Below are 20,280 nucleotides of genomic sequence, written 5' to 3'. Positions count from 1 at the left end.
GCGGAGGCTCCTCGGGCGGTGGGACGTGACGAAGGGTGCGGGTGGGGAGAGGGGTACCGAACAGCTTACGCGGCGGGGCTGTGGGCGCTCGTGGGCCGCCTCGCCGCTCGCTGCCCCACCACGAGCGGCGAGGCCGCGGGCGGCGAGCGCGAGCGGTGGGGTACGGGTACGTGGCCGGGGGCGGTACGGGTACGTGGCCGGGGGCGGTACGGGTACGTGCCCGGGGGCGGGTGCCGGGGTCTCCGGAGGCCCCGCCCCCTCCCGCCGGTGGGCACACCGCTCGCCGCCACCGGTCGGGAAGGGGGCCGTACGGGTTACTTCTCCGTCACTCCTGCCGAGTCGAACGTCGCCACCTCGTGCATCGCCCGTGCCGCGCTCTGGATCACCGGCAGGGCCAGCAGCGCGCCCGTGCCCTCGCCCAGGCGGAGGTCCAGGTCGACCAGGGGGCGCAGGCCGAGCTTGTTCAGGGCCGCCATATGGCCCGGCTCCGCGCTGCGGTGTCCCGCGATGCAGGCCGCCAGGGCCTCCGGGGCGATCGCGCGGGCGACCAGTGCCGCCGCGCCCGCGCTGACGCCGTCCAGGATCACCGGTGTACGCAGCGACGCGCCACCCAGCAGGAAGCCGACCAGCGCCGCGTGTTCCAGCCCGCCGACGGCCGCGAGGACGCCGATCGGGTCTGCCGGGTCCGGCTGGTGGAGGTCGAGGGCCCGGCGGACCACATCGACCTTGCGGGCGTGCATCTCGTCGTTGATGCCGGTGCCCCTGCCGGTGACCTCCGCCGGGTCCTGCCCGGTGTAGACGCAGATCAGCGCGGCCGAGACCGTCGTGTTGGCGATGCCCATCTCACCGGTGAGCAGCGCCTTGTTGCCCGCGGCCACCAGATCGCGGGCCGTTTCGATGCCGACCTCGATCGCCGCGAGGACTTCCTCGCGGCTCATCGCGGGGCCGGCCGTGAAGTCGCCCGTGCCCGGGCGGACCTTGCGGGGCAGCAGGCCCGGGGTGGCCGGGAAGTCGCCCGCCACGCCCACGTCCACGACGCAGACCTCCGCGCCGACCTGGTTCGCGAACGCGTTGCAGACCGCGCCGCCGGCCAGGAAGTTGGCGACCATCTGGCCGGTCACCTCCTGCGGCCACGGGGTCACCCCCTGCGCGTGCACCCCGTGGTCGCCCGCGAAGACCGCGACGGCGGCCGGTTCGGGGATGGGGGGCGGGCAGAGCCGGGAGAGGCCGCTGAGCTGCGCCGAGATGATCTCCAGCATGCCGAGCGCGCCGGCCGGCTTCGTCATCCGTTTCTGGCGCTCCCACGCCTCCCCCAGAGCCTTGGCGTCCAGCGGGCGGATTCCGGCGACGGTCTCCTGGAGCAGGTCGTGCGGCTCCTCGCCCGGCAGGGCGCGGCGGCCGTACGTCTCCTCATGGACGACCCAGGACAGGGGGCGGCGCTTCGACCAGCCCGCCTGCATCAGTTCGGGCTCCTCGGGGAACTCGTCGACGTAACCGACGCACAAGTACGCCACGACTTCGAGGTGTTCCGGCAGGCCCAGTACGCGGACCATCTCACGCTCGTCGAAGAAGCTGACCCAGCCGACGCCGAGGCCTTCGGCGCGGGAGGCGAGCCAGAAGTTCTCCACGGCGAGGGCGGAGGAGTACGGGGCCATCTGCGGCTGGGTGTGCCGGCCCAGGGTGTGCCGGCCGCCGCGGGTCGGGTCCGCGGTGATGACGATGTTCACCGGGGTGTCGAGGATGGCCTCGATCTTCAGTTCCTTGAACTGCTTGGCCCGGCCCTTGGGCAGCGACTTGGCGTAGGCGTCGCGCTGACGCTGTGCCAGCTCGTGCATGGACCGCCGGGTCTCGGCGGAGCGGATGACGACGAAGTCCCAGGGCTGCGAGTGGCCCACGCTGGGCGCGGTGTGCGCGGCTTCCAGGACGCGGAGCAGTACCTCGTGCGGGATGGGGTCGGAGCGGAAGCCGTTGCGGATGTCGCGGCGCTCGCGCATCACACGGAGTACGGCGTCCCGCTCGGCGTCGTCGTAGCCGGAGGGGGCCGCCGTGCCCTCCTCGCCTTCCTGGTTCTCGTGGCTCTCCTGGACCTCTTGAACCTCTTGAACCTCGTGGCTCTCCTGGCCTTCTCGGACCTGCTGCTGGGTCGGCTCGGGTGCCTCGCCGGGGACCACCGGGGCGGGCGCGGGGTCGGGGGACGGCGGCGCCTCTGCCGCTGCGGGCTGCGGCTCGGGCACCGGCTCCGCCACGGGTTCGGGGGCCGGAGCCGGCGCGGGTTCGGGCGCGGCCTCCACGACGGGCTCGGTGGTCGGCTCGGGCGCGACCTCCGCCACGGGCTCGGGCTCCACCACGGGTTCCGGGACCAGTTCGGGTTCGGGCGCGACCGCCGCCACGGGTTCGGGCGTCGGCTCGGGTTCGGGCGCGAGTTCCACCACGGGTTCGGGGGCCGGAGCCGGCGCGGGCTCGGCGGCGGCTTCGGGCCGCGGTGCGAGTTCCGGCTCCGGTGCGGGCTGCGGCTCCGGCTCCGGCTCCTGAGGGGGTTCGGGGGCCGCCGCTACGACCGGCTCGGGCTCGGGCTCCGCGACGGGGGCGGGTGCCTCCTCGGCCACCGGCTCCGGCTCCGGCTGGGGGGCCGGGACTTCGGCTGCGGGCTCGGGTGCGGGAGCGACCGGCTCGGGTGCGGGAGCGACCGGCTCGGGCTCAGAGGTCGGCTCGGTGGCGACCGCGGCGGGCTCGGTCACGGGCTGAGGCTCCGGTTCCGGGGCCGCGGGCTCCTCGACCGCCACCACCGGCTCCGGTTCGGGGGTTTCCCCGACCGCCGGGGGCTCCGTCACCGCGGCCGGCTCGGGCTGGGGCTCGGGTTCGGGGACGACCGTTTCCACGGGGGTCTCCGGCGCCGCCTCCGCCACGGCGGGCGTCTCCGGTTCGGGGGCCGCGGGCGGTGCCTGGGTGCGGGGGCGTACGCGGACGGCTTGCGTCGGCGCGCCGGCCGGACCCCGGTCGGCGAGTGAGCGGACCACGCCGCCCGTCGGGTCGGGCACCGGCGGACCCATGTGCAGCGGGCGGCGCGGCGGAGCCGGCGCGGTCGCGGGGGCGGGGGCCGCGGCGGGCGGCGGGACGCGTACGCCGTTCAGGTCGACCGAGCCGGAGTCCCGGCCACCGGTCTCGTGCGCACCCGGCTGGTGCGGGACCTGCGGCTCGGCCCCGGGCTCCGCGGGCTCCTCCGTCCCGGGCGCGGCGACCGCGACCGGGGGGTGCTGCTCCTGCGGTTCGGGCTGCCCGGCCTGCGCGGGGGCCTCGGGCGCCTCCGGCGGGACCTGGGGCTCTACCTGTGACACCGGCTCCGTCATCGGCGCCGGCTGTTCTATGGGAGGCACTTGCTGCTGGACGGGCACCTGTGCGGCGGCGTACTCCTCCGGGGCGGCGTACGGGGCCGCGGGGGCGTAGGCCTCCGCGGGCGCGTACGTCTCGGGCGCGGCGGCGTACGTCTCCGGGGCGGCGTAGCCCTCGGGGACGCCGTACGCCTGCTGGGGCGCCGTCGCGTAGGTCTCGGCCGCGTACCCCTCCGGTGTCGCGTAGGCGGCGTGCGGATCCGCCGGGACGACCTGGGGGTCGCTCCAGCCGCCCTGTGAACTCGGCATCAGCAGCAGGTCTTCGTCCTCGGTGGCGGGCCCGGAGGGGGTCAGGTAGGTGTACGTGCCGGGAGCGGGTACGCCCGGCTGCTCCACCATGCCTGCGTTCTCCGGCAGTCCCTCGCCCGGGACCTGGCCGGTGTCAGTCATGCGTACCCCTCGCCCATTGTTTCCGCTCCTTCGGCCCTACCACCGGGGCGCCCGATCCGCGGTCTGTGTCCGGCGCCCGTCAGGAACAACGAGCGTGGGCGCCGCGCGGCACGAATCGCCCCGCGGTCCCCCGTGGTGTCACGGCTTCCCGCGGGCTTGCACAGCCATGGCGGGGATCCGCCACGGCCCGCTGTGGACTGCGCCACGTCGCGCGTCCCCCCGGTCTCCGCTGTACCACATCAGGGCTTAAAACGGGCCCCTTTTCCGGACATTGACGAACGAAGCGACGAACGACCGGCAGCGGTACAACGATCGGCCAGCCTACCCCGCGCCGGGTCGCGGCAGGGTCATGGGGCGAGGTCCTGGCGCCGTCCTGAGACCAGGAAGACGACGGAGCGTTCGCGCTCGGTCCAGCCTCCGGTGTCGAGCGCGACGGACTGGAGGAGGGCGCACTCCACCTCATATCCCCCTCCGGCCAGGGCCGTTCCGACCGCTTCCGCCTCGTCCCTGGTGGCGGCGTGGGTGACGATGCGCTCGGGCCGGCGGTCGGCGCAGGCGATGACGACATCGACACCGCCGCCCCCGATCCGTACGACGTCGGGTTCGGGCAGCCGTTCCAGTACGTGGGGCGCCCGGCCCTGGACGACCTGGAGCTGGACGCCCGCGCGGCGGGCGGCGGCGGCCGTGCTGGCGCAGGCCCCGGGTTCGTCGTCGACGGCGATCACGGCCGCGCCGAAGCGGGCCGCCTCGGCGGCGAGCGCCCCGCTGCCGGAGCCGATGTCCCAGATCAGGTCGCCGGTACGGGCGCCGATCCGGGCGAGCTGGGCGGCGCGCAGCCAGGTGGACTCGCCCTCGTCGAGGTTGATGCCGTACTCCTCGCCGGGCAGCGCCCAACCGCGGCGCTCCGGCGGATAGCCGGGGTCGCGGCCGGCGATCCAGCCGCCGGTGGGGACGAGCGCGGTGCCGATGCCACCGATGGCGATGACGACGTTGGGGTCGCGCCAGACGTGGTCGGCGGCCTTGTCGGAGGTGAGGACGGTGACCTGTTCGCGGTCGGTGCCCAGTTCCTCGCAGATGACGAAGGTGCGGTGGACTCCTTCGAGGAGCAGGGCGAGTTCGGCGGGGCCCGCGCCCGGGGAGGTGAGGACGGCGACCTTGGTGTGCGCGCGGACGACGTTGACGGCGCGGCGCAGCGTACGGCGGTGGGCGACGACGATCTGGGCGTCGTCCCACGCCATGCCGGCCCGGGAGAAGGCGGCGGCCACGGCGGAGACCGCGGGGACGACTTCGACCTCCAGGCCGTGTTCGGGGGCGCGCAGGGCACGTACGACGCCGAAGAAGCCGGGGTCTCCGTCGGCGAGTACGACGGCGGTGCCGCGGTGTCCGGCGATCCTGCGGGCCGCCAGCTCGATGGAGCCGAGCCGGATGCGTTCGGCGCCGGCGGGTATTTCGGGGAGGGCGAGATGGTGGGCGGCTCCGGCCACCAGGGTGGCGGCCGAGAGCGCGGACCTGGCGGCGACGGTGAGGGGCGAGCCGTCCCAGCCGATCACCGTGACGCGGTCGGCCATCGTCGTCAGTCTCCCGAAGGTTGTCGCGGGTGGGGCCCTGCCGCTTCGTACGCCCTGGGGCCGGGCACGACGAGGCACGGTGAGAGTACCTGGCGTGGTGGGGCGGCGGCCGGGCGGAGGTGGTGAAGTTCTGGGGGCGGGAGGGTCAGCGCCAGTCGGGGTAGGAGCTGTAGCCGCCCGCGTCGGCCATCTGGTCGCCGATGCCTTCGAGGTCCTCGGGGAGCAGGCCCCAGACGATGAGGTCGGTGCGGATGTCCGTCCAGCCGCCGTCCTCGGTCTGGGAGCGCGCTATCCAGGCGTTGCGCAGGACGCCCTCGCTGATGCAGCCGATCTTCTGGGCGACCTGCTGGGAGGCGGTGTTGTCGGCGGGGGTGCGCACTTCGATGCGTTCGAACCGCAGGTCGCGGAAGAGCCACTGGGCGACCGCGAGCATGGCTTCGGTCGCGTATCCCTCGCCGCGCGCCCAGGGGGCGGTCACGTAGGCCGCCTCGGTGGCGAGCGCGCGCCAGTTGGTGGAGCGCAGTCGTACGACGCCGACGAGCCGCTGGGTGAGGAACTCGTGGACGGCGAAGGCGATCCCGCGTCCGGTGCGGCGTTCGTTGGGGGCGATTCTCCGGACCCACACCTCGGCGTCCTTGTGGGTGTACGGATGAGGCACGGAGGTCCAGGCCGTGACCATCTCGTCGTTCATCATCTCGATGTGCGCCGGGATGTCCGCGAGTTCGTAGGGGCGCAGCACCAACCGCTCCGTGCTGATGGAAACGTCCGGAAAGGTGGTAGTCATGCGAGCTCCATGCCTCAGTCCGTCGTAAATGCACAGCATGCAGCATCCGGAGGGGATGCGCATGGCCGGGGCGGTACGGATGGGTGTGCCCCGCACACGAAACGTGTGTGCGGGGCACGCGCGGACAAGGACGTTACCGCTGTGACTACTTGGCCGCGCCGAAGGAGGCGATGACCGAGCCGTCGTAGGTGTCGTCGATGTACTTCTTGACCTCGTCCGAGTTGAGGAGCTTCGCGAGCTTCACGACGCGCGGGTCCTTCTCGTTGCCGCGCTTGACGGCGAGGAAGTTGGCGTACGGGTTGCCGTCGGACTTCTCCAGGGCGAGCGCGTCCTCGGCGGGCTTGAGCTTGGCCTCGATGGCGTAGTTGCCGTTGATGACGGCGGCGTCGACGTCGTTCAGGGCGCGGGGCAGTGTGGCGGCCTCCAGTTCCTTGAACTTGAGGCCCTTCGCGTCCTTGACGGAGGAGAGGTTGGCGTCGGTGCCGACGCCGTCCTTGAGCGTGATCACACCGTTGTCGGCGAGCAGCTTGAGCGCGCGGCCCTCGTTGGTGGTGTCGTTGGGGACGGCGACGGTCCGGCCGGCCTTGAGGCTCTTCAGGTCCTTGACCTTGTGGGAGTAGAGGCCGAGGGGCTCCAGCTCGACGTTGACGACGGGCACGATGTCGGTGCCCTTCTTCTTGTTGAAGTCGTCGAGGTAGGGCTTGTGCTGGAAGAAGTTGGCGTCGACCTCGCCGCTCTGGGTGGCGGTGTTCGGCAGGACGTAGTCCGTGAACTCCTTGACCTCCAGCTTGAGGCCGGCCTTCTCCGCCAGGTTCTTCTTGACGAAGTTCAGGATGTCGGCGTGCGGCGTCGGGGACGCGGCGACGACCAGCGGCTTCGAGGGGTCGGCGGAGGCTCCGGCCGCGGAGGCGCCGCCGCCGGGGTCGGAGGAGGTGCCGCAGGCGCTGAGGCCGAGGGCGAGGGCCGTGGTGACGGCCGCGGTCGCGGTGATCTTGAGCGTGGTACGCACGAAGAGTGCCTCTTTCCGGTGATGCGGGTGGCCTGGCCCGGACAAGGAGTGCGGGCCGTCGGGGGGTGGTCGGTGGGTTCAGCCGGTGGTACGGCCGCGGCGTGCCAGCAGGCGCCCGGCGCCGTCGCCCAGGAGCTGGATCACGGTGACGATGGCGATCAGCACCACGACGGTGGCGATCATGAAGCCGTTCTCGAAGCGCTGGAAGCCGTAGGTGACGGCCTTGGAGCCGAGCCCCTCACCGCCCACCGCGCCCGCCATCGCGGAGTAGCCGATGAGCACGATGAGGGTGGTGGTGACGGCGGAGACGAGTGAGGGCAGGGCCTGCGGGAGCAGGACCTTGCGGACGATCGTGGGGATCGAGCCGCCCATGGCCTGGACGGCCTCGACGAGCCCGTGGTCGACCTCGCGGATCGCCGTCTCGACGAGGCGCGCGAAGAAGGGGATGGCGCCGATCGCCAGGGGCACGATCATCGCGGTGGGACCGATGAAGGTGCCCACGACCAGGGTGGTGAAGGGGATCAGCGCGATCAGAAGGATCATGAACGGCAGCGAGCGGCCGATGTTGACGATCACGCCGACGACCTTGTTGACCACGGTGTTCTGGAGCAGTCCGCCCTGGTCGGTGAGGACCAGGAGGATACCGAGCGGCAGTCCGCCGGCGATGGTGACGAGCGCGGACCACAGCACCATGTAGAGGGTGTCGACGGTCCCCTGGGAGAGCAGTGGCTGCATTTCCGACCAGGTCACTTGGCATCTTCCTTCACCGGCGCGGGGGTCCGGTCCTGAGCGGGTGCGGGGCTGTCGGGGTCGACGACCTCCGCGTGGAGGCCCTGCTCGCGCAGGAAGCCGATCGGGACGACGTTCTCCTCGTACGTACCGGGGAGCTCGATCCGCATCCGGCCGATCTGGCGTCCGCCGACGGTGTCCATCGCGGCGCCCAGGATCGATATGTCGATGTTGTACGTGCGGGAAAGCTGCGAGATCACCGGCTGGGAGGCGGCCTCGCCCTGGAAGGTGACGTCGAGGACCGTACGGCCGGGGCCCGCGGGCGCGCCGCCCACCGGGAACAGTTCCTGGGCGAGCTGGGAGCCGGGGGTGGCGAGCAGTTCGCCGACCGTGCCGGACTCGATGACGCGGCCCTGGCTCATCAGCGCCGCGGAGTCGCAGATCGTCTTCACGACCTCCATCTCGTGGGTGATGAGCAGGACGGTCAGGCCGAGCTGCCGGTTGAGGTCGCGCAGGAGCTGGAGGATGGAGCGGGTGGTCTCCGGGTCGAGGGCGCTGGTCGCCTCGTCGGAGAGGAGCACCTTCGGGCTGCCGGCCAGCGCGCGGGCGATGCCGACGCGCTGCTTCTGGCCGCCGGAGAGCTGGGAGGGGTACGCCTTGGCCTTGTCGGCGAGTCCGACGAGGTCGAGGAGTTCCAGGGCTCGGCGGTTGCGCTCCTGGCCGGTGACGCCGAGGATCTCCAGCGGGAGTTCGATGTTGTCCTTGACGGTGCGGGAGGACAGCAGGTTGAAGTGCTGGAAGACCATGCCGATCGAGCTGCGCGCGCGGCGCAGCTCCTTGCCGGCCCTGCGGCCCCGGCCGGCCAGCGCGGTGAGGTCCTGGCCGTCGACGGTGACCGTGCCGGCGGTGGGGCGTTCGAGGAGGTTGACGCAGCGGATCAGCGAGGATTTGCCGGCGCCGCTGCGGCCCACGACACCGAAGACCTCGCCCTCGCGGACGTGCAGGTCGACGCCGTCGAGCGCGGTGACCTCACGGCCGCGCGACTGCGCGGACCGGTAGACCTTGGTCAGGCCCGTAGTAGTGATCACAGGGGGTTTCCGTCACTGTCGAGTGCGCGGCGGGGTACGCCGGGCACGGGGCATTCGTCGGTGCCGCGCGCACACCGGCGCGCGGTGGGTGACCGGGGCGCGGCGCGTGCGGGGACAGGCCCGACCGGGCGCGGGCGCGCGGGGAGGCCGGGTCTCGCTTCGGGGCGCGAGGCTCAGGCGGGGGCCCTCAGAAGGAGCACATTCGACACAGACAACGAGCACCGGGCGTCGTGATCGCCTCGGTCGCGGGGTCGCGGTAGCTCGTCGTGGTCATGCGGGCAAGTAAAACAGACACCAGGACGCCCGTCGGGCGGTTGTCCGAATAGCGGAACATTTTGTCGCACCATACGGACGACCCGGCGGCCGGGGCAGGGGCCGGCCGGCCGCCCGGGCCGACCCCGTACACCCTTGTTCCACCTGCTCTGACCTGCGGGGATACGGAAGAACGGGTAGGTGCGACCGGATTCGCGAGCCGTTCGGGGACGGTACGGGGCCGGGGCGCGCCTGTGGTCAAGGCCACGGTCCCGCCGTACCGGGCGCGCGGGCGGCCGCTATACGGCCCCGGGGGTGCCCGCAGCGGGTCTTTTACGCCGTAATACCCTCGGGCCCATGCTTGTCGCCCTGACGGTCGCGGTCTCCGTGACCGCGCTCGTCCTCGCCGCCTGGTGCGGTTACGCCGCCTACCGCGACCAGCCCACCAAGGACTGGCACTTCATCGGCATGGCCGTGGTGTCCCTGCTGGCGCTGGTCCAGTTCGTGGTGGGGATCGTGCGGCTCGCGGGCGGGGAGAAGGCCGACGAGGGCGCGGTCATCTTCGTCTCGTATCTGCTGGGCGCCCTGCTGGCAGTGCCCGCGGCGGGCTTCCTGTCGTTGGGTGAGCGGACCCGCTGGGGTTCGGTGACGGTCGCCGCCGGTGCGGTCGTCCTGGCCGTACTGGAAGTACGGCTCCACGACATCTGGGGAGGCTGACCCGATGACCACCGAGGTGCCGCGGACGTCCGGGGCGAGGAGGAGCCGGCTGGTCACGGGCCCCGGCCTGCTGCTGGTCTGGCTGTACGGGGTGATGTCCGTGGGCGCCGTCTCGCGGTCGGTCTACCAGATCGCCACCGAGTTCCACCACGCGCCGCTGGCCTACGCGCTCTCCGCCGTCGCGGCCGTCGTCTACGCGTTCATCACGTACACGCTCGTGCGCGGCGGCGAGTCGGCGCGCCGGGCGGCCCTGGTGTGCTGCGCCGCCGAACTCGTCGGCGTCCTGACGGTGGGGACGTGGACGCTGGCCGATCCCTCGGCCTTCCCGGACACCACCGTCTGGTCGGACTACGGCATGGGCTATCTCTTCATCCCGGTGCTGCTGCCGGTCACGGGCATCGTGTGGCTGCGCAAGCGGGCGGCGTCGACGGCGTGAGCCAGGTGTGAGGCCGGTCCGGTCCTGGTGTGGCACCGGTGTGAGGCCGGTCCGGTCCCGGGGCTGGTCCGAGAAGCGGAATCCCCCGGCCGGTCCGCGCGGGACGGGGAGGATTCCGCCCTCACTTCAGGCGCTGGCCACGTACACGCGGTCGGCCGCCGCCTTCTCCAGCCTGACGAGCCGCAGCTTCGGACCGACCTGCTCCGTCGCCACCGGCGCGTACCCGCGGCTGCGGTAGAGCCGCAGATTGCCCTCGTTGCGGTGGCCGGTGAAGAGCTGGAAGCGCTGCGCGGCCGGCTCCGCCGCGAAGTGGACCTCGATGGCGTCGAGCAGCCGTCCGCCGAGACCGTGCCGGCGCAGCCGCGGATGGACGATGAGTTTGGCGATCCGGGCCGTGCCCGCCCCGTCCACGCTGCCCCGCACCGAGGCCACCACCTCGTCGCCGAGGCGCGCCACCAGGCCGTGCCCACCGTCGAGTTCGGCCCTCAGGTCGTCGAGGGTCTGGGTGAGCGGCTCGATGGTGTAGTCGCCGTACAGCTCGGCCTCGTTCTGGTAGCACAGGTACTGGAGTTTCAGGATCTGTTCCGCGTCCTGCGCACGCGCCGCTGAGATGGTCACACTCATGCCCATGTGTGCATGCCTCCCGCTCACTTGGTCCGCCGGTGTCTACCGCTCCTTTCCCCCGCGTTCAGGAGCCGCAACCTCCGCCGCCAGCATTCTGCGCAGGCATCCCAGGCATCTCGACCGCAAGGGGCCCAAACTGCCCTGTGACATACCCAACTCCCCGGCCATCTCCCGGTAGGTGAGGTCCTTCGCCGACAGCATCGCCGTCAGCACGCCCGGGCAGCGGCCCGGCGTGCGCCCGACCGCCGCGTGCACCGCTCTGCTCCGGTCGGTGCGCAGCGCGATCCGCTCGGGGTCCGACTCGGCGTCGGCGGCGGGCTCGTGGTGGTACACGCGCTCCCTGGCCGCGGTGCGCCGGGCGCGCCGGGCCTCCGCCCGTACGACGTCGCGCACCCAGCGCGCGGGGTCGCCGGGCGTTCCGGCCGCCGCGGGCCGCTCCAGCAGCCTTACCCAGGCGCCCTGTTCGAGATCGCCCGCCTCGACCCCGGCGGCCGGCGCCTCGGCGGCGGCCTCGGCGCGGACGAGGGGCAGCAGCGCGCGGACGAGATCCGGTGGGTGCTGCGCTCCTGGCTGCGGAGGGCGGGGGGCGCGGAGGGGCCGGGTGGCACGGACTGGCGTCATGTCCGGCGGGACGTCCGGACGGCCGGGGATGGTTGCTCCCCGGCCGGGCGGTCACCCGACCGGGGGATGTGCGCTCAGCGGTTGACGAAGTCCGCGCGTGCGAGCAGACCGGTGTCAGGGTTGTCGGTGAAGATCCCGTCGATGCCCTGCGCGAAGTAGGCCTTGAGGGCGCCGAAGGCGTCGCCGTACGCGTTCGGGTCCGTGCCGCGCCGGAAGTCGGCGGGCAGGAAGGTGTTCTCGTTGCGGAGCGTGTACGGGTGCAGGATCAGCCCCTGGGCGTGGGCGTCCCGTACCAGCGTGGTGGGGGTACCGAGCTTGCCCGCGGCGTCCTTCGGGATGACCAGGTCGAGGGTCGGGCCGATGCCCTGCGCGAAGGACGCGAGCCACTTCAGCCCCTCGGGCTTCACCAGATCGGCGACCGTACGCGGGTCGCCCGCCACCTTGAAGTCCCAGGGGCGGCTGCCCGCCGCGTCGAGCAGGACGACGCGCGGCGAGTCGACCAGCTTCGCCATCCGCCGCATGCTGCTCGGCTCGAAGGACTGGAGGAAGATCGCGGAGTCGGAGCGGTCGCGCCGGTACTTACGGAGCAGCTTGGCGAAGGGCTCCTCCAGGCCGAGGCCGATGGAGCGGAAGTAGGTGGGGTGCTTGGTCTCGGTGTAGAGCCAGACGGTGCGGCCGAGGCGGCGGCCCTGCTCGTCGGCCCAGCGCAGCACCTCCTCGAAGGTGGGGATCGTCCAGCGGCCGTCGTAGAGGGTGTTGTGCTGGCGCACGCCCGGGATGCGCTCCTTGGCGCGCAGGGTCTTCAGCTCGGCGAGGGTGAAGTCCTCGGTGAACCAGCCGGTGAGGCTGACCCCGTCGATGGACTTGGTGGTCCTGCGGTTCGCGAACTCCGGGTGGTCCGCGACATCCGTGGTGGCGGTGATGTCGTTCTCGTGACGGCACACCAGGTGTCCGTCCTTGGTGGGCACCAGGTCCTGCTCGATCACGTGCGCCCCGAGGTCGAGGGCGTGCTGGTACGAGCCGAGGGTGTGCTCGGGGCGGTAGCCGCTCGCGCCCCGGTGGCCGACGATCGTGGGCACGGGCAGGTCCGGCTTCGACGGCCCGTGGCCGCCCCGGCCCCGCTCGGCGGCGACCGCCGCCGTGGGCAGCGCCGCGGCTGCCGAGCCGAGCACCGCCGCGCCCAGTACGGTCCGCCGTCCGGGCGTGTTCCGCGCACCCTGTGTCATGGAGGCTCCTTCGATGTGAGGTCCCGCACCTGCGGATCGAGGTGAGCGTAGGCGGCCGTCCCCTCCGTACGGGAGACCTTCGTGCGAACGTGGTGGAAACACAGATCAACAGTGCGTATCCACTCCGTGAACCCGGTGTGCGCCGCCCCTGAGCCGCGAGTACCGTACTCACCTGCATGGATTTACTCGGCCGTCCAACAACCGCACCACGACACCGGAGGACCCGTTGTCCCGCTTCGCCCTCATCAAGGCACTGCTCGGACCGGTCATGCGCCTGATGTGGCGTACGAGGGTGGAGGGCGCCGAGAACATCCCGGGGAGCGGGCCCGTCATCCTCGCGGGGAACCACCTCACCTTCATCGACTCGATGATCCTGCCGCTGGTCTGCGACCGTCAGGTCTTCTTCATCGGCAAGGACGAGTACGTCACGGGCAAGGGTCTCAAGGGCCGGCTGATGGCCTGGTTCTTCACCGGTGTCGGCATGATCCCGGTCGACCGGGACGGCGGCCGGGGCGGTGTCGCGGCGCTGATGACCGGCCGCCGGGTGCTGGAGCAGGGCCAGCTCTTCGGTATCTACCCGGAGGGCACCCGTTCCCCCGACGGCCGTCTCTACCGGGGGCGTACGGGCATCGCGCGGCTCACGCTGATGACCGGCGCGCCGGTGGTCCCGTTCGCGATGATCGGCACGGACAAGCTCCAGCCGAACGGCTCGGGCATGCCGCGCCTCGGCAAGGTGACGGTGCGCTTCGGCAAGCCGATGGAGTTCTCCCGGTACGAGGGGATGGACCGGGACCGCTACGTGCTGCGCGCGGTGACGGACTCGGTGATGACCGAGGTCATGGAGTTGTCGGGCCAGGAGTACGTGGACATGTACGCGACGAAGGCCAAGGCCGCGTAGGGTCTCTCAGTGTTCGGGCTTCGCGCCCTCCTCCAGCTTCTGGCCCTTCAGCAGGAACCAGGCGGCCACCGCCGTCGCCAGCAGTACCGCCGCGCCGAGGCCCGAGGCGAGCCGCAGGCCGTCGACGAACGCGGTCTGGGCCGCGGAGAGCAGTTCCGCCCCGCCCGGGCCCGGCAGGCCGGCCGCCGCGTCCACCGCGCCGCCCAGTGACTGATGGGCGGCCGTGGCCGTCCCCGCGGGAACACCGGGCGGTGTGGGGAAGTCACGGTAGACGCCGGTGACGATGGAGCCGATCAGCGCGATGCCGAGGGCCGCGCCCAGTTCGTACGCGGTCTCCGAGACCGCGGAGGCCGAACCCGCCTGCTCCTTGGGGACGCTGGAGAGGATCACGTCCGCGGTGACAGTGAACGAGAAGCCCGCGCCGGCCCCGACGAGCAGCAGCACCGCGCCCAGCAGCGGGTAGCCGGTGGTCTGGCTCAGCCCGGTCATCACGGCGAGGGGCACACCGATCGCCGCGAGGCCGCCGGCCACCACCACCCGTACGGAGAACCGCCGCGCGGCCCGGCCCGCGAGCAGCCCGGTCGTCACCGCGCCGACCGCGGCGGGCAGTTCGGCGAGGCCGGCCTCCAGCGGGCTGCGCCCCTGGACCAGTTGCAGGAACTGCGACAGGAAGAAGACCAGCCCGGACAGGCCGAGGATCGTCAGCAGATCGGCCAGTACGGCGCCGGAGAAGCCCCGGTGGTGGAAGAGGCGTACGTCCAGCAGCGGGGCGGGCAGGGTGAGCTGGCGCCGTACGAACCAGTACAGAGCGGCCACGCCCGCGACCGCGATCACCGCGACGTCCCAGCCCGCCCCGTGCGCCGCGACCTCCTTGATCGCGTACACGACGCCGACGATGCCGATGAGCGAGAGCGCCACGCTCAGCAGGTCCCAGGGGCCCGGGGCCGGGTCCTTCGACTCGGGAAGCGTGCGGATGCCGACGAGGACGAGCACCGCCATCACCGGCAGGTTGATCAGGAAGACCGAGCCCCACCAGAAGTGCTCCAGCAGGAAGCCGCCGACGACCGGGCCGACCGCGGCGCCGGCCGACGCCATCGCGCCCCAGATACCGATGGCGAGACTGCGCTCCCGGGGATCGTGGAAGAGATTCCGGATCAGGGCGAGCGTGGCCGGCATCAGGGTCGCGCCCGCGACCCCGAGCAGCGCACGCGCCACGATCATCATCTCCGGGCTGGACGCGTAGGCGTTGAGCACGGAGATGCCGCCGAACGCGACCGCACCCGTGAGCAGGAGTTTCTTGCGGCCGATGCGGTCGCCGAGGCTGCCCATCGAGACCAGCAGGCCCGCGATGACGAAGGAGTAGATGTCGCCGATCCACAGGAGCTGTGTGCCGGACGGCTTGAGGTCCTCGCTGAGGAAGGGCGTGGCGAGACCGAGTACGGTCGCGTCGACGGCCACCAGGAGCACCGCGAGCACCAGGACGGCGAGCGCGATCCAGCGCCCGGGGCGGGGCCGGAACTCACTCTCGGTCGCCGCCGGGTGGGTGCTGGTCATGTGTCCACGCTCCGTCGTGCTCCGCCGAGCAGCAACTCGACGATCATGTACTGGAAGTCCTTGGCGGCGACCCTGCCGTCGTGGATCGCCCAGGCGCCCGCGCCGATGAGCCCGTACAGCGCCTCGGTCAGCCAGGCGGGGCTGAGATCGATCCGGAAGTGGCCCTGCTCCTGTCCGCGCCGGAAGAGCGCGGAGAACCGGGCGTCGATCCGGTCCCAGCCCTCGTTGACCTCGCCCTCGAAGAGCTGGTTCTCGGTGACGAGGAAGGCGAGGAGGCCGGCGGAGGGCTCGACCCTGGCGACGAGCCGGCGCAGCGCCTCGTCCGCGGGGCCCTCGTCGGTCCCGGCGCTGTCCAGCGCCGTCTCCAGCTCCTGGAGGCCCAGCGCCTCCAGCGCCTTGATCAGGGCGTCCCGTCCTGCGAAGTGCCGGTGGAGCGTGGCGCGGCCGATACCGGCGGCGCGGGCGACCTCGTCCATGGTGGCGGTCGGTTTACGGGTGAGCAGGGCTGCGGCGGTGCGCAGCACCTGGTCACGATCCATGGTCATGAGGCAACCATAACCCGAATGAGACATCAACGTCTCATTCAATACGATGATCTACCGGGAAAGGTGGGATGGATGAAACCACTGCTGCTGATCGATGTCGACGGTCCGCTCAATCCGTACGACGCCCTGGCCGAGGAGCGGCCCCCACGCGGCTACGGCAGACATGTGATGCGCCCCGCGGCCTGGCCGTACCCGCAGCCGCTGCACGTGCTGCTCAACCCCGAACACGGCACCGAGCTGCTGGCCCTCGCCGACCGCTACGAACTGGTCTGGGCCACGACCTGGGAGGGCGACGCCAACGAGTGGATCGGGCCGCGGCTCGGCCTGCCGGAGCTGCCGTACATCGGCTGGCCGCAGACGCACGGGAAGACCCCTCGCGGGACCTTCTGGAAGACGCGGTACGTCCTGGAGTACGCGGCCGGGCGGCCGTTCGCCTGGATCGACGACGAGATCACGTCGTACGACCGGGAGTGGGTGGAGCGGGAGCACCTCGCCGCCGCCCTGCTGCTGCGCGTCGACCCCGGCATCGGGCTGACCCGGCCGGACTTCGACGCGCTCGCACGGTGGGCGGCGGCGCTGTAGGGCCGCTTCCCGGTTCTTGCCGAGGCCTGCCGCCTACTGCTTCTTGGCGGTGGCCCAGGCGTGCTGGATCACCAGGTCCGCCTTGACCTCCGCGAGCTGGGCGGCCACGGCGGAGGGAGCGGTACCGCCCCGGCCGTTACGGGAGGCCAGCGAGCCGGCCACGTTGAGCACCGAACGGACGTCCGGGGTGAGGTACGGGGAGATCTTCGCGAACTGCTCGTCCGTCAGCTCGTCCAGCTCGATGCCGAGCGACTCGCACTCCTTGACGCACTCCCCCGCGACCTCGTGCGCCACCCGGAACGGCACGCCCTGCCGGACCAGCCACTCCGCGATGTCGGTGGCGAGCGAGAAACCGGCGGGCGCCAGCTCTTCCATCCGGGTCCGGTTGACGGTCAGCGTGGCCATCATGCCGGTGAAGGCGGGCAGCAGGACCTCAAGCTGGTCGCAGGAGTCGAAGACCGGCTCCTTGTCCTCCTGGAGGTCGCGGTTGTACGCGAGCGGCAGCGCCTTCAGCGTGGCGAGCAGTCCGGTCAGATTGCCGATGAGCCGCCCCGACTTGCCACGCGCCAGCTCCGCGATGTCCGGGTTCTTCTTCTGCGGCATGATCGACGAGCCGGTGGAGAACGCGTCGTGCAGGGTGACGAAGGAGAACTCCTTCGTGTTCCAGAGGATGATCTCCTCCGCGATGCGCGACAGGTTGACACCGATCATCGCGGTGATGAAGGCGAACTCGGCCACGAAGTCGCGCGAGGCGGTGCCGTCGATCGAGTTGCCCACGGAGCCGCGCTCGAAGCCCAGGTCGGCGGCGACCGCCTCGGGGTCGAGCCCGAGCGAGGAACCGGCCAGCGCACCGGAGCCGTACGGGGAGACGGCCGTGCGCTTGTCCCACTGCCGCAGCCGCTCCGCGTCCCGGGACAGCGCCTGCACATGCGCCAGCACATGGTGCGCGAAGAGGACGGGCTGGGCGTGCTGGAGGTGCGTACGGCCGGGCATCGCGACGTCCGGGTTGGCCTCGGCGAGACCGACCAGCGCGTCCTGGAGGTCCGCGATCAGCCCGCCGACGATCCGCGCGTGGTCGCGCAGGTACATCCGGAAGAGCGTGGCGACCTGGTCGTTACGGGAACGGCCGGCGCGCAGCTTGCCGCCGAGGTCGGCGCCGAGGCGCTCCAGCAGCCCGCGCTCCAGCGCGGTGTGGACGTCCTCGTCGGCGACGGTGCCGGTGAACGAGCCGTCGGCGACATCCGCTTCGAGCTCGCCGAGACCGGCGGTCATGCGGGTCAGTTCGTCGGCGGTGAGCAGCCCCGCCTTGTGGAGCACGCGGGCGTGGGCGCGGGACCCGGCGATGTCGTACGGCGCGAGCCGCCAGTCGAAGTGGACCGACGCCGACAGAGCCGCCAGCGCGTCCGAGGGACCGTCGGCGAAGCGTCCGCCCCAGAGCCGGACGTCACCGTTGTTGCTGCTCACTGCTGAACTCCTTGGAGGGTTCGTGAAGCCTTGAGGGAAGCCTTGGAGGAAGCCTGGAAGTACGACCGCCTCCCCGCCGCGGAGGAACGGGGAGGCGGGCTGTCGTACGGAGGCGTGTCAGGCGAGGTCGCGCCGGGCGGCGATCTTGGAGGAGAGGCCGAAGATCTCGATGAAGCCCTGGGCCTTCGACTGGTCGAACGTGTCGCCCGAGTCGTAGGTGGCGAGGTTGAAGTCGTACAGCGACTCGTCCGACTTCCGGCCGGTGACGACGGCGCGGCCGCCGTGCAGCGTCATCCGGATGTCGCCGGTGACGTGCTGGTTGGCCTCGTTGATGAAGCCGTCCAGGGCGCGCTTGAGCGGGGAGAACCACAGGCCGTCGTAGACGATCTCGCCCCAGCGCTGCTCGACCTGCCGCTTGTAGCGGGCCAGCTCGCGCTCGACGGTGACGTTCTCCAGCTCCTGGTGCGCGGTGATCAGCGCGATGGCGCCGGGCGCCTCGTAGATCTCCCGGGACTTGATCCCGACGAGCCGGTCCTCGACCATGTCGATCCGGCCGATGCCCTGGGCGCCGGCCCGCTCGTTGAGCTGCTGGATCGCCTGGAGGACGGTGACGGGCTTGCCGTCGATCGCGACGGGGACGCCCTCCTTGAAGGAGATGATCACCTCGTCGGCCTCGCGCGGCGTGGCCGGGTTCGAGGTGTACTCGTACACGTCCTCGATCGGGCCGTTCCAGATGTCCTCCAGGAAGCCCGTCTCGACGGCGCGCCCGAAGACGTTCTGGTCGATGGAGTACGGGGACTTCTTGGTGGTCGCGATCGGGAGGTTCTTCTCCTCGCAGAAGGCGATCGCCTTGTCCCGGGTCATCGCGTAGTCGCGGACCGGGGCGATGCACTTCAGGTCCGGGCCGAGGGCGGTGATCCCGGCCTCGAACCGCACCTGGTCGTTGCCCTTGCCGGTGCAGCCGTGGGCGACGATGCCCGCGCCGTGCTTCTGGGCGGCGGCGACGAGGTGCTTGACGATCGTCGGCCGGGAGAGGGCGGAGACCAGCGGGTAACGGTCCATGTAGAGGGCGTTGGCCTTGATCGCCGGGAGGCAGTACTCCTCGGCGAACTCGTCCTTCGCGTCCGCGACCTCGGCTTCCACCGCACCGCAGGCGAGCGCGCGCTTGCGGATGACGTCCAGGTCCTCGCCGCCCTGGCCGACGTCCACGGCAACGGCGATGACCTCGGCGCCCGTCTCCTCGGCGATCCAGCCGATGGCGACGGAGGTGTCCAGGCCGCCCGAATAGGCGAGTACGACGCGCTCGGTCACGGGTTTCTCCTTACGGTGCATTCACTGATGGGCATAACTATGCACCCCTCCGTATGATTCGTCAATCTCGATGAGATTGGCGTGACGTTTGAACGGCGGGCGCCCTCGCCTCGTACACCTCACCGAACGCAGGCGCCGCGTTGTACGCACCGAGGTCGAGCCGTCCGGCCATCCACCGGACGACTCCCACCCCACCCTTATCCGAGTGAGGTTTCCGCATGTCCAGGGCTCTTCCGAAGTACAACAAGCGTCGTGTGCTCATCGCCGGCGGCGCCGCCGCGGTCGTCCTGTCCGGTGCCGTGATCGCCGGTAACGCCCTGGCCGGGGAGGGTGACAGCAGTAAGGCGGCCGGTTCGGCCGGTACGGTGAGCTGCCCGGCCGTCGCCGGCTCGCTGCCCGCGGTCCCGGCCTCCGCCCAGGCCGAGATCGACCGCAACCTCGCCCTCCTCGACACCCAGATCGCCGAGGCGAACAAGCGGCTCGTCGACACGGTCGGCCAGGGCGGCCCGAACTTCGTGCAGAACGCGATCCTCGGCCCGCTGGAGGACAAGCGCGTCGCCACCATCAACCGCATGGCCACCGCCATCGGCCGCACCGCCGAGAAGCCCGCGGGCCTGGACGCGCTCGCGCCCTGCACCCTGAACGCGGCGGGCGGCGGCGCCGGTGACGCGGGTGCCGGGGATGCCGGGGCGGGGGATGCCGGGGCGGGAGATGCCGGGGCGGGAGATGCCGATGACGCCGGTGCCGGGGACGCGGGTGCTGGTGACGCGGGTGCCGGGGACGCGGGTGCTGGTGACGCGGGTGCCGGTGCCGGGGACGCCGGTGACACGGGCGCCGCGGGTACGGTGAACTGCCCGGACGTCGCCGGCTCGCTGCCCGCGGTCCCGGCCTCCGCCCAGGCCGAGATCGACCGCAACCTCACCCTGCTGAACACCCAGATCGCCGAGGCCAACCAGCGGATCACCGACACCGTCGGCCAGGGCGGCCCCAACTTCGTACAGAACGCGATCCTCGGCCCGCTGGAGGACAAGCGCGTCGCCACCATCAACCGCATGGCCACCGCCATCGGCCGCACCGCCGAGAAGCCCGCGGG

The 20,280-nt window shown here is 71.8% G+C and carries 18 protein-coding genes; 5 read left to right on the top strand and 13 right to left on the bottom strand.

All coding sequences use genetic code 11. The features are described from left to right. Window positions 1-314: 314 nt before the first annotated feature. The 6 genes from cobT to ACFXPL_RS30650 all read right to left on the bottom strand — a co-directional run bounded on the left by cobT (window position 315) and on the right by ACFXPL_RS30650 (window position 8,957). The gene (gene cobT / locus ACFXPL_RS30675; protein ID WP_384925729.1) at window positions 315-3,779 is read right to left on the bottom strand and encodes a nicotinate-nucleotide--dimethylbenzimidazole phosphoribosyltransferase; all 3,465 of its coding nucleotides are present in this window, start codon (window positions 3,777-3,779) and stop codon (window positions 315-317) included. A 347-nt stretch (window positions 3,780-4,126) separates the two neighbouring features. Beyond that, window positions 4,127-5,347, bottom strand: a complete 1,221-nt coding sequence (cbiE, locus tag ACFXPL_RS30670) for a precorrin-6y C5,15-methyltransferase (decarboxylating) subunit CbiE (protein ID WP_384925727.1) — start codon at window positions 5,345-5,347, stop codon at window positions 4,127-4,129. A gap of 145 nt (window positions 5,348-5,492) precedes the next feature. Further along, entirely contained in the window at window positions 5,493-6,170 is a 678-nt protein-coding gene (locus tag ACFXPL_RS30665; protein ID WP_384925774.1) for a GNAT family N-acetyltransferase, read from the bottom strand. Window positions 6,171-6,276: 106 nt separating this feature from the next. Continuing rightward, on the bottom strand, window positions 6,277-7,140 hold the full coding sequence (locus ACFXPL_RS30660) for a MetQ/NlpA family ABC transporter substrate-binding protein (protein WP_384925725.1): 864 nt from the start codon (window positions 7,138-7,140) through the stop codon (window positions 6,277-6,279). A gap of 78 nt (window positions 7,141-7,218) precedes the next feature. After that, complete coding sequence (locus tag ACFXPL_RS30655; protein WP_384925723.1) at window positions 7,219-7,890, bottom strand: methionine ABC transporter permease; 672 nt, start codon at window positions 7,888-7,890, stop codon at window positions 7,219-7,221. Next, the gene (locus tag ACFXPL_RS30650; RefSeq protein WP_384925721.1) at window positions 7,887-8,957 is read right to left on the bottom strand and encodes a methionine ABC transporter ATP-binding protein; all 1,071 of its coding nucleotides are present in this window, start codon (window positions 8,955-8,957) and stop codon (window positions 7,887-7,889) included. The genes ACFXPL_RS30655 and ACFXPL_RS30650 overlap by 4 nt, the downstream gene beginning before the upstream one ends. 609 nt (window positions 8,958-9,566) lie before the next feature. Here ACFXPL_RS30650 and ACFXPL_RS30645 point away from each other — a divergent pair. Both ACFXPL_RS30645 and ACFXPL_RS30640 read left to right on the top strand, forming a co-directional pair. Further along, the gene (locus ACFXPL_RS30645; RefSeq protein ID WP_384925719.1) at window positions 9,567-9,926 is read left to right on the top strand and encodes a hypothetical protein; all 360 of its coding nucleotides are present in this window, start codon (window positions 9,567-9,569) and stop codon (window positions 9,924-9,926) included. Between the two features lie 4 nt (window positions 9,927-9,930). Further along, the gene (locus tag ACFXPL_RS30640) at window positions 9,931-10,362 is read left to right on the top strand and encodes a hypothetical protein (RefSeq protein ID WP_384925717.1); all 432 of its coding nucleotides are present in this window, start codon (window positions 9,931-9,933) and stop codon (window positions 10,360-10,362) included. 126 nt (window positions 10,363-10,488) lie between these two features. Here the strand turns inward: ACFXPL_RS30640 and ACFXPL_RS30635 are convergent, their stop codons facing one another. The 3 genes from ACFXPL_RS30635 to ACFXPL_RS30625 form a co-directional block, all read right to left on the bottom strand. Continuing rightward, a complete protein-coding gene (locus ACFXPL_RS30635) occupies window positions 10,489-10,992 on the bottom strand; it encodes a GNAT family N-acetyltransferase (protein ID WP_384925715.1) in 504 nt (167 codons plus the stop codon). Window positions 10,993-11,028: 36 nt separating this feature from the next. Then, window positions 11,029-11,607, bottom strand: a complete 579-nt coding sequence (locus ACFXPL_RS30630) for a sigma-70 family RNA polymerase sigma factor (protein WP_384925713.1) — start codon at window positions 11,605-11,607, stop codon at window positions 11,029-11,031. A gap of 74 nt (window positions 11,608-11,681) precedes the next feature. Continuing rightward, a complete protein-coding gene (locus ACFXPL_RS30625) occupies window positions 11,682-12,833 on the bottom strand; it encodes a glycerophosphodiester phosphodiesterase (protein WP_384925711.1) in 1,152 nt (383 codons plus the stop codon). A 268-nt stretch (window positions 12,834-13,101) separates the two neighbouring features. Between ACFXPL_RS30625 and ACFXPL_RS30620 the strand changes: the two genes are divergently transcribed. Next, window positions 13,102-13,731, top strand: coding sequence for a lysophospholipid acyltransferase family protein (locus ACFXPL_RS30620; protein ID WP_384925772.1), 630 nt, complete (start codon window positions 13,102-13,104; stop codon window positions 13,729-13,731). Window positions 13,732-13,737: 6 nt separating this feature from the next. On the opposite strand, the gene ACFXPL_RS30615 is transcribed toward ACFXPL_RS30620, so the two are convergent. Together ACFXPL_RS30615 and ACFXPL_RS30610 are read right to left on the bottom strand one after the other, a co-directional pair. Further along, entirely contained in the window at window positions 13,738-15,285 is a 1,548-nt protein-coding gene (locus ACFXPL_RS30615) for an MFS transporter (protein ID WP_384925709.1), read from the bottom strand. After that, complete coding sequence (locus ACFXPL_RS30610; RefSeq protein ID WP_384925707.1) at window positions 15,282-15,830, bottom strand: TetR/AcrR family transcriptional regulator; 549 nt, start codon at window positions 15,828-15,830, stop codon at window positions 15,282-15,284. The genes ACFXPL_RS30615 and ACFXPL_RS30610 overlap by 4 nt, the downstream gene beginning before the upstream one ends. A 72-nt stretch (window positions 15,831-15,902) precedes the next feature. On the opposite strand from ACFXPL_RS30610, the gene ACFXPL_RS30605 reads away from it, so the two are divergent. Then, a complete protein-coding gene (locus tag ACFXPL_RS30605) occupies window positions 15,903-16,412 on the top strand; it encodes an HAD domain-containing protein (RefSeq protein WP_384925705.1) in 510 nt (169 codons plus the stop codon). Between the two features lie 33 nt (window positions 16,413-16,445). Here the strand turns inward: ACFXPL_RS30605 and argH are convergent, their stop codons facing one another. Together argH and ACFXPL_RS30595 are read right to left on the bottom strand one after the other, a co-directional pair. Then, a complete protein-coding gene (argH, locus tag ACFXPL_RS30600; RefSeq protein ID WP_384925703.1) occupies window positions 16,446-17,876 on the bottom strand; it encodes an argininosuccinate lyase in 1,431 nt (476 codons plus the stop codon). Between the two features lie 117 nt (window positions 17,877-17,993). Beyond that, window positions 17,994-19,187 (bottom strand): argininosuccinate synthase, encoded by a 1,194-nt coding sequence (locus ACFXPL_RS30595; RefSeq protein WP_329821466.1) that lies wholly within the window; start codon window positions 19,185-19,187, stop codon window positions 17,994-17,996. A 218-nt stretch (window positions 19,188-19,405) separates the two neighbouring features. Between ACFXPL_RS30595 and ACFXPL_RS30590 the strand changes: the two genes are divergently transcribed. Next, the coding region (locus ACFXPL_RS30590) for a hypothetical protein (RefSeq protein WP_384925701.1) at window positions 19,406-20,280 on the top strand (875 nt) is incomplete at its 3' end.

This window comes from Streptomyces sp. NPDC059092, from assembly GCF_042756365.1.
In the GTDB taxonomy this organism is placed as follows: Bacteria; Actinomycetota; Actinomycetes; order Streptomycetales; family Streptomycetaceae; genus Streptomyces.
Note: the sequence above shows the minus strand (reverse complement) of the source record. Positions and strands in the feature narration are given on the sequence as shown.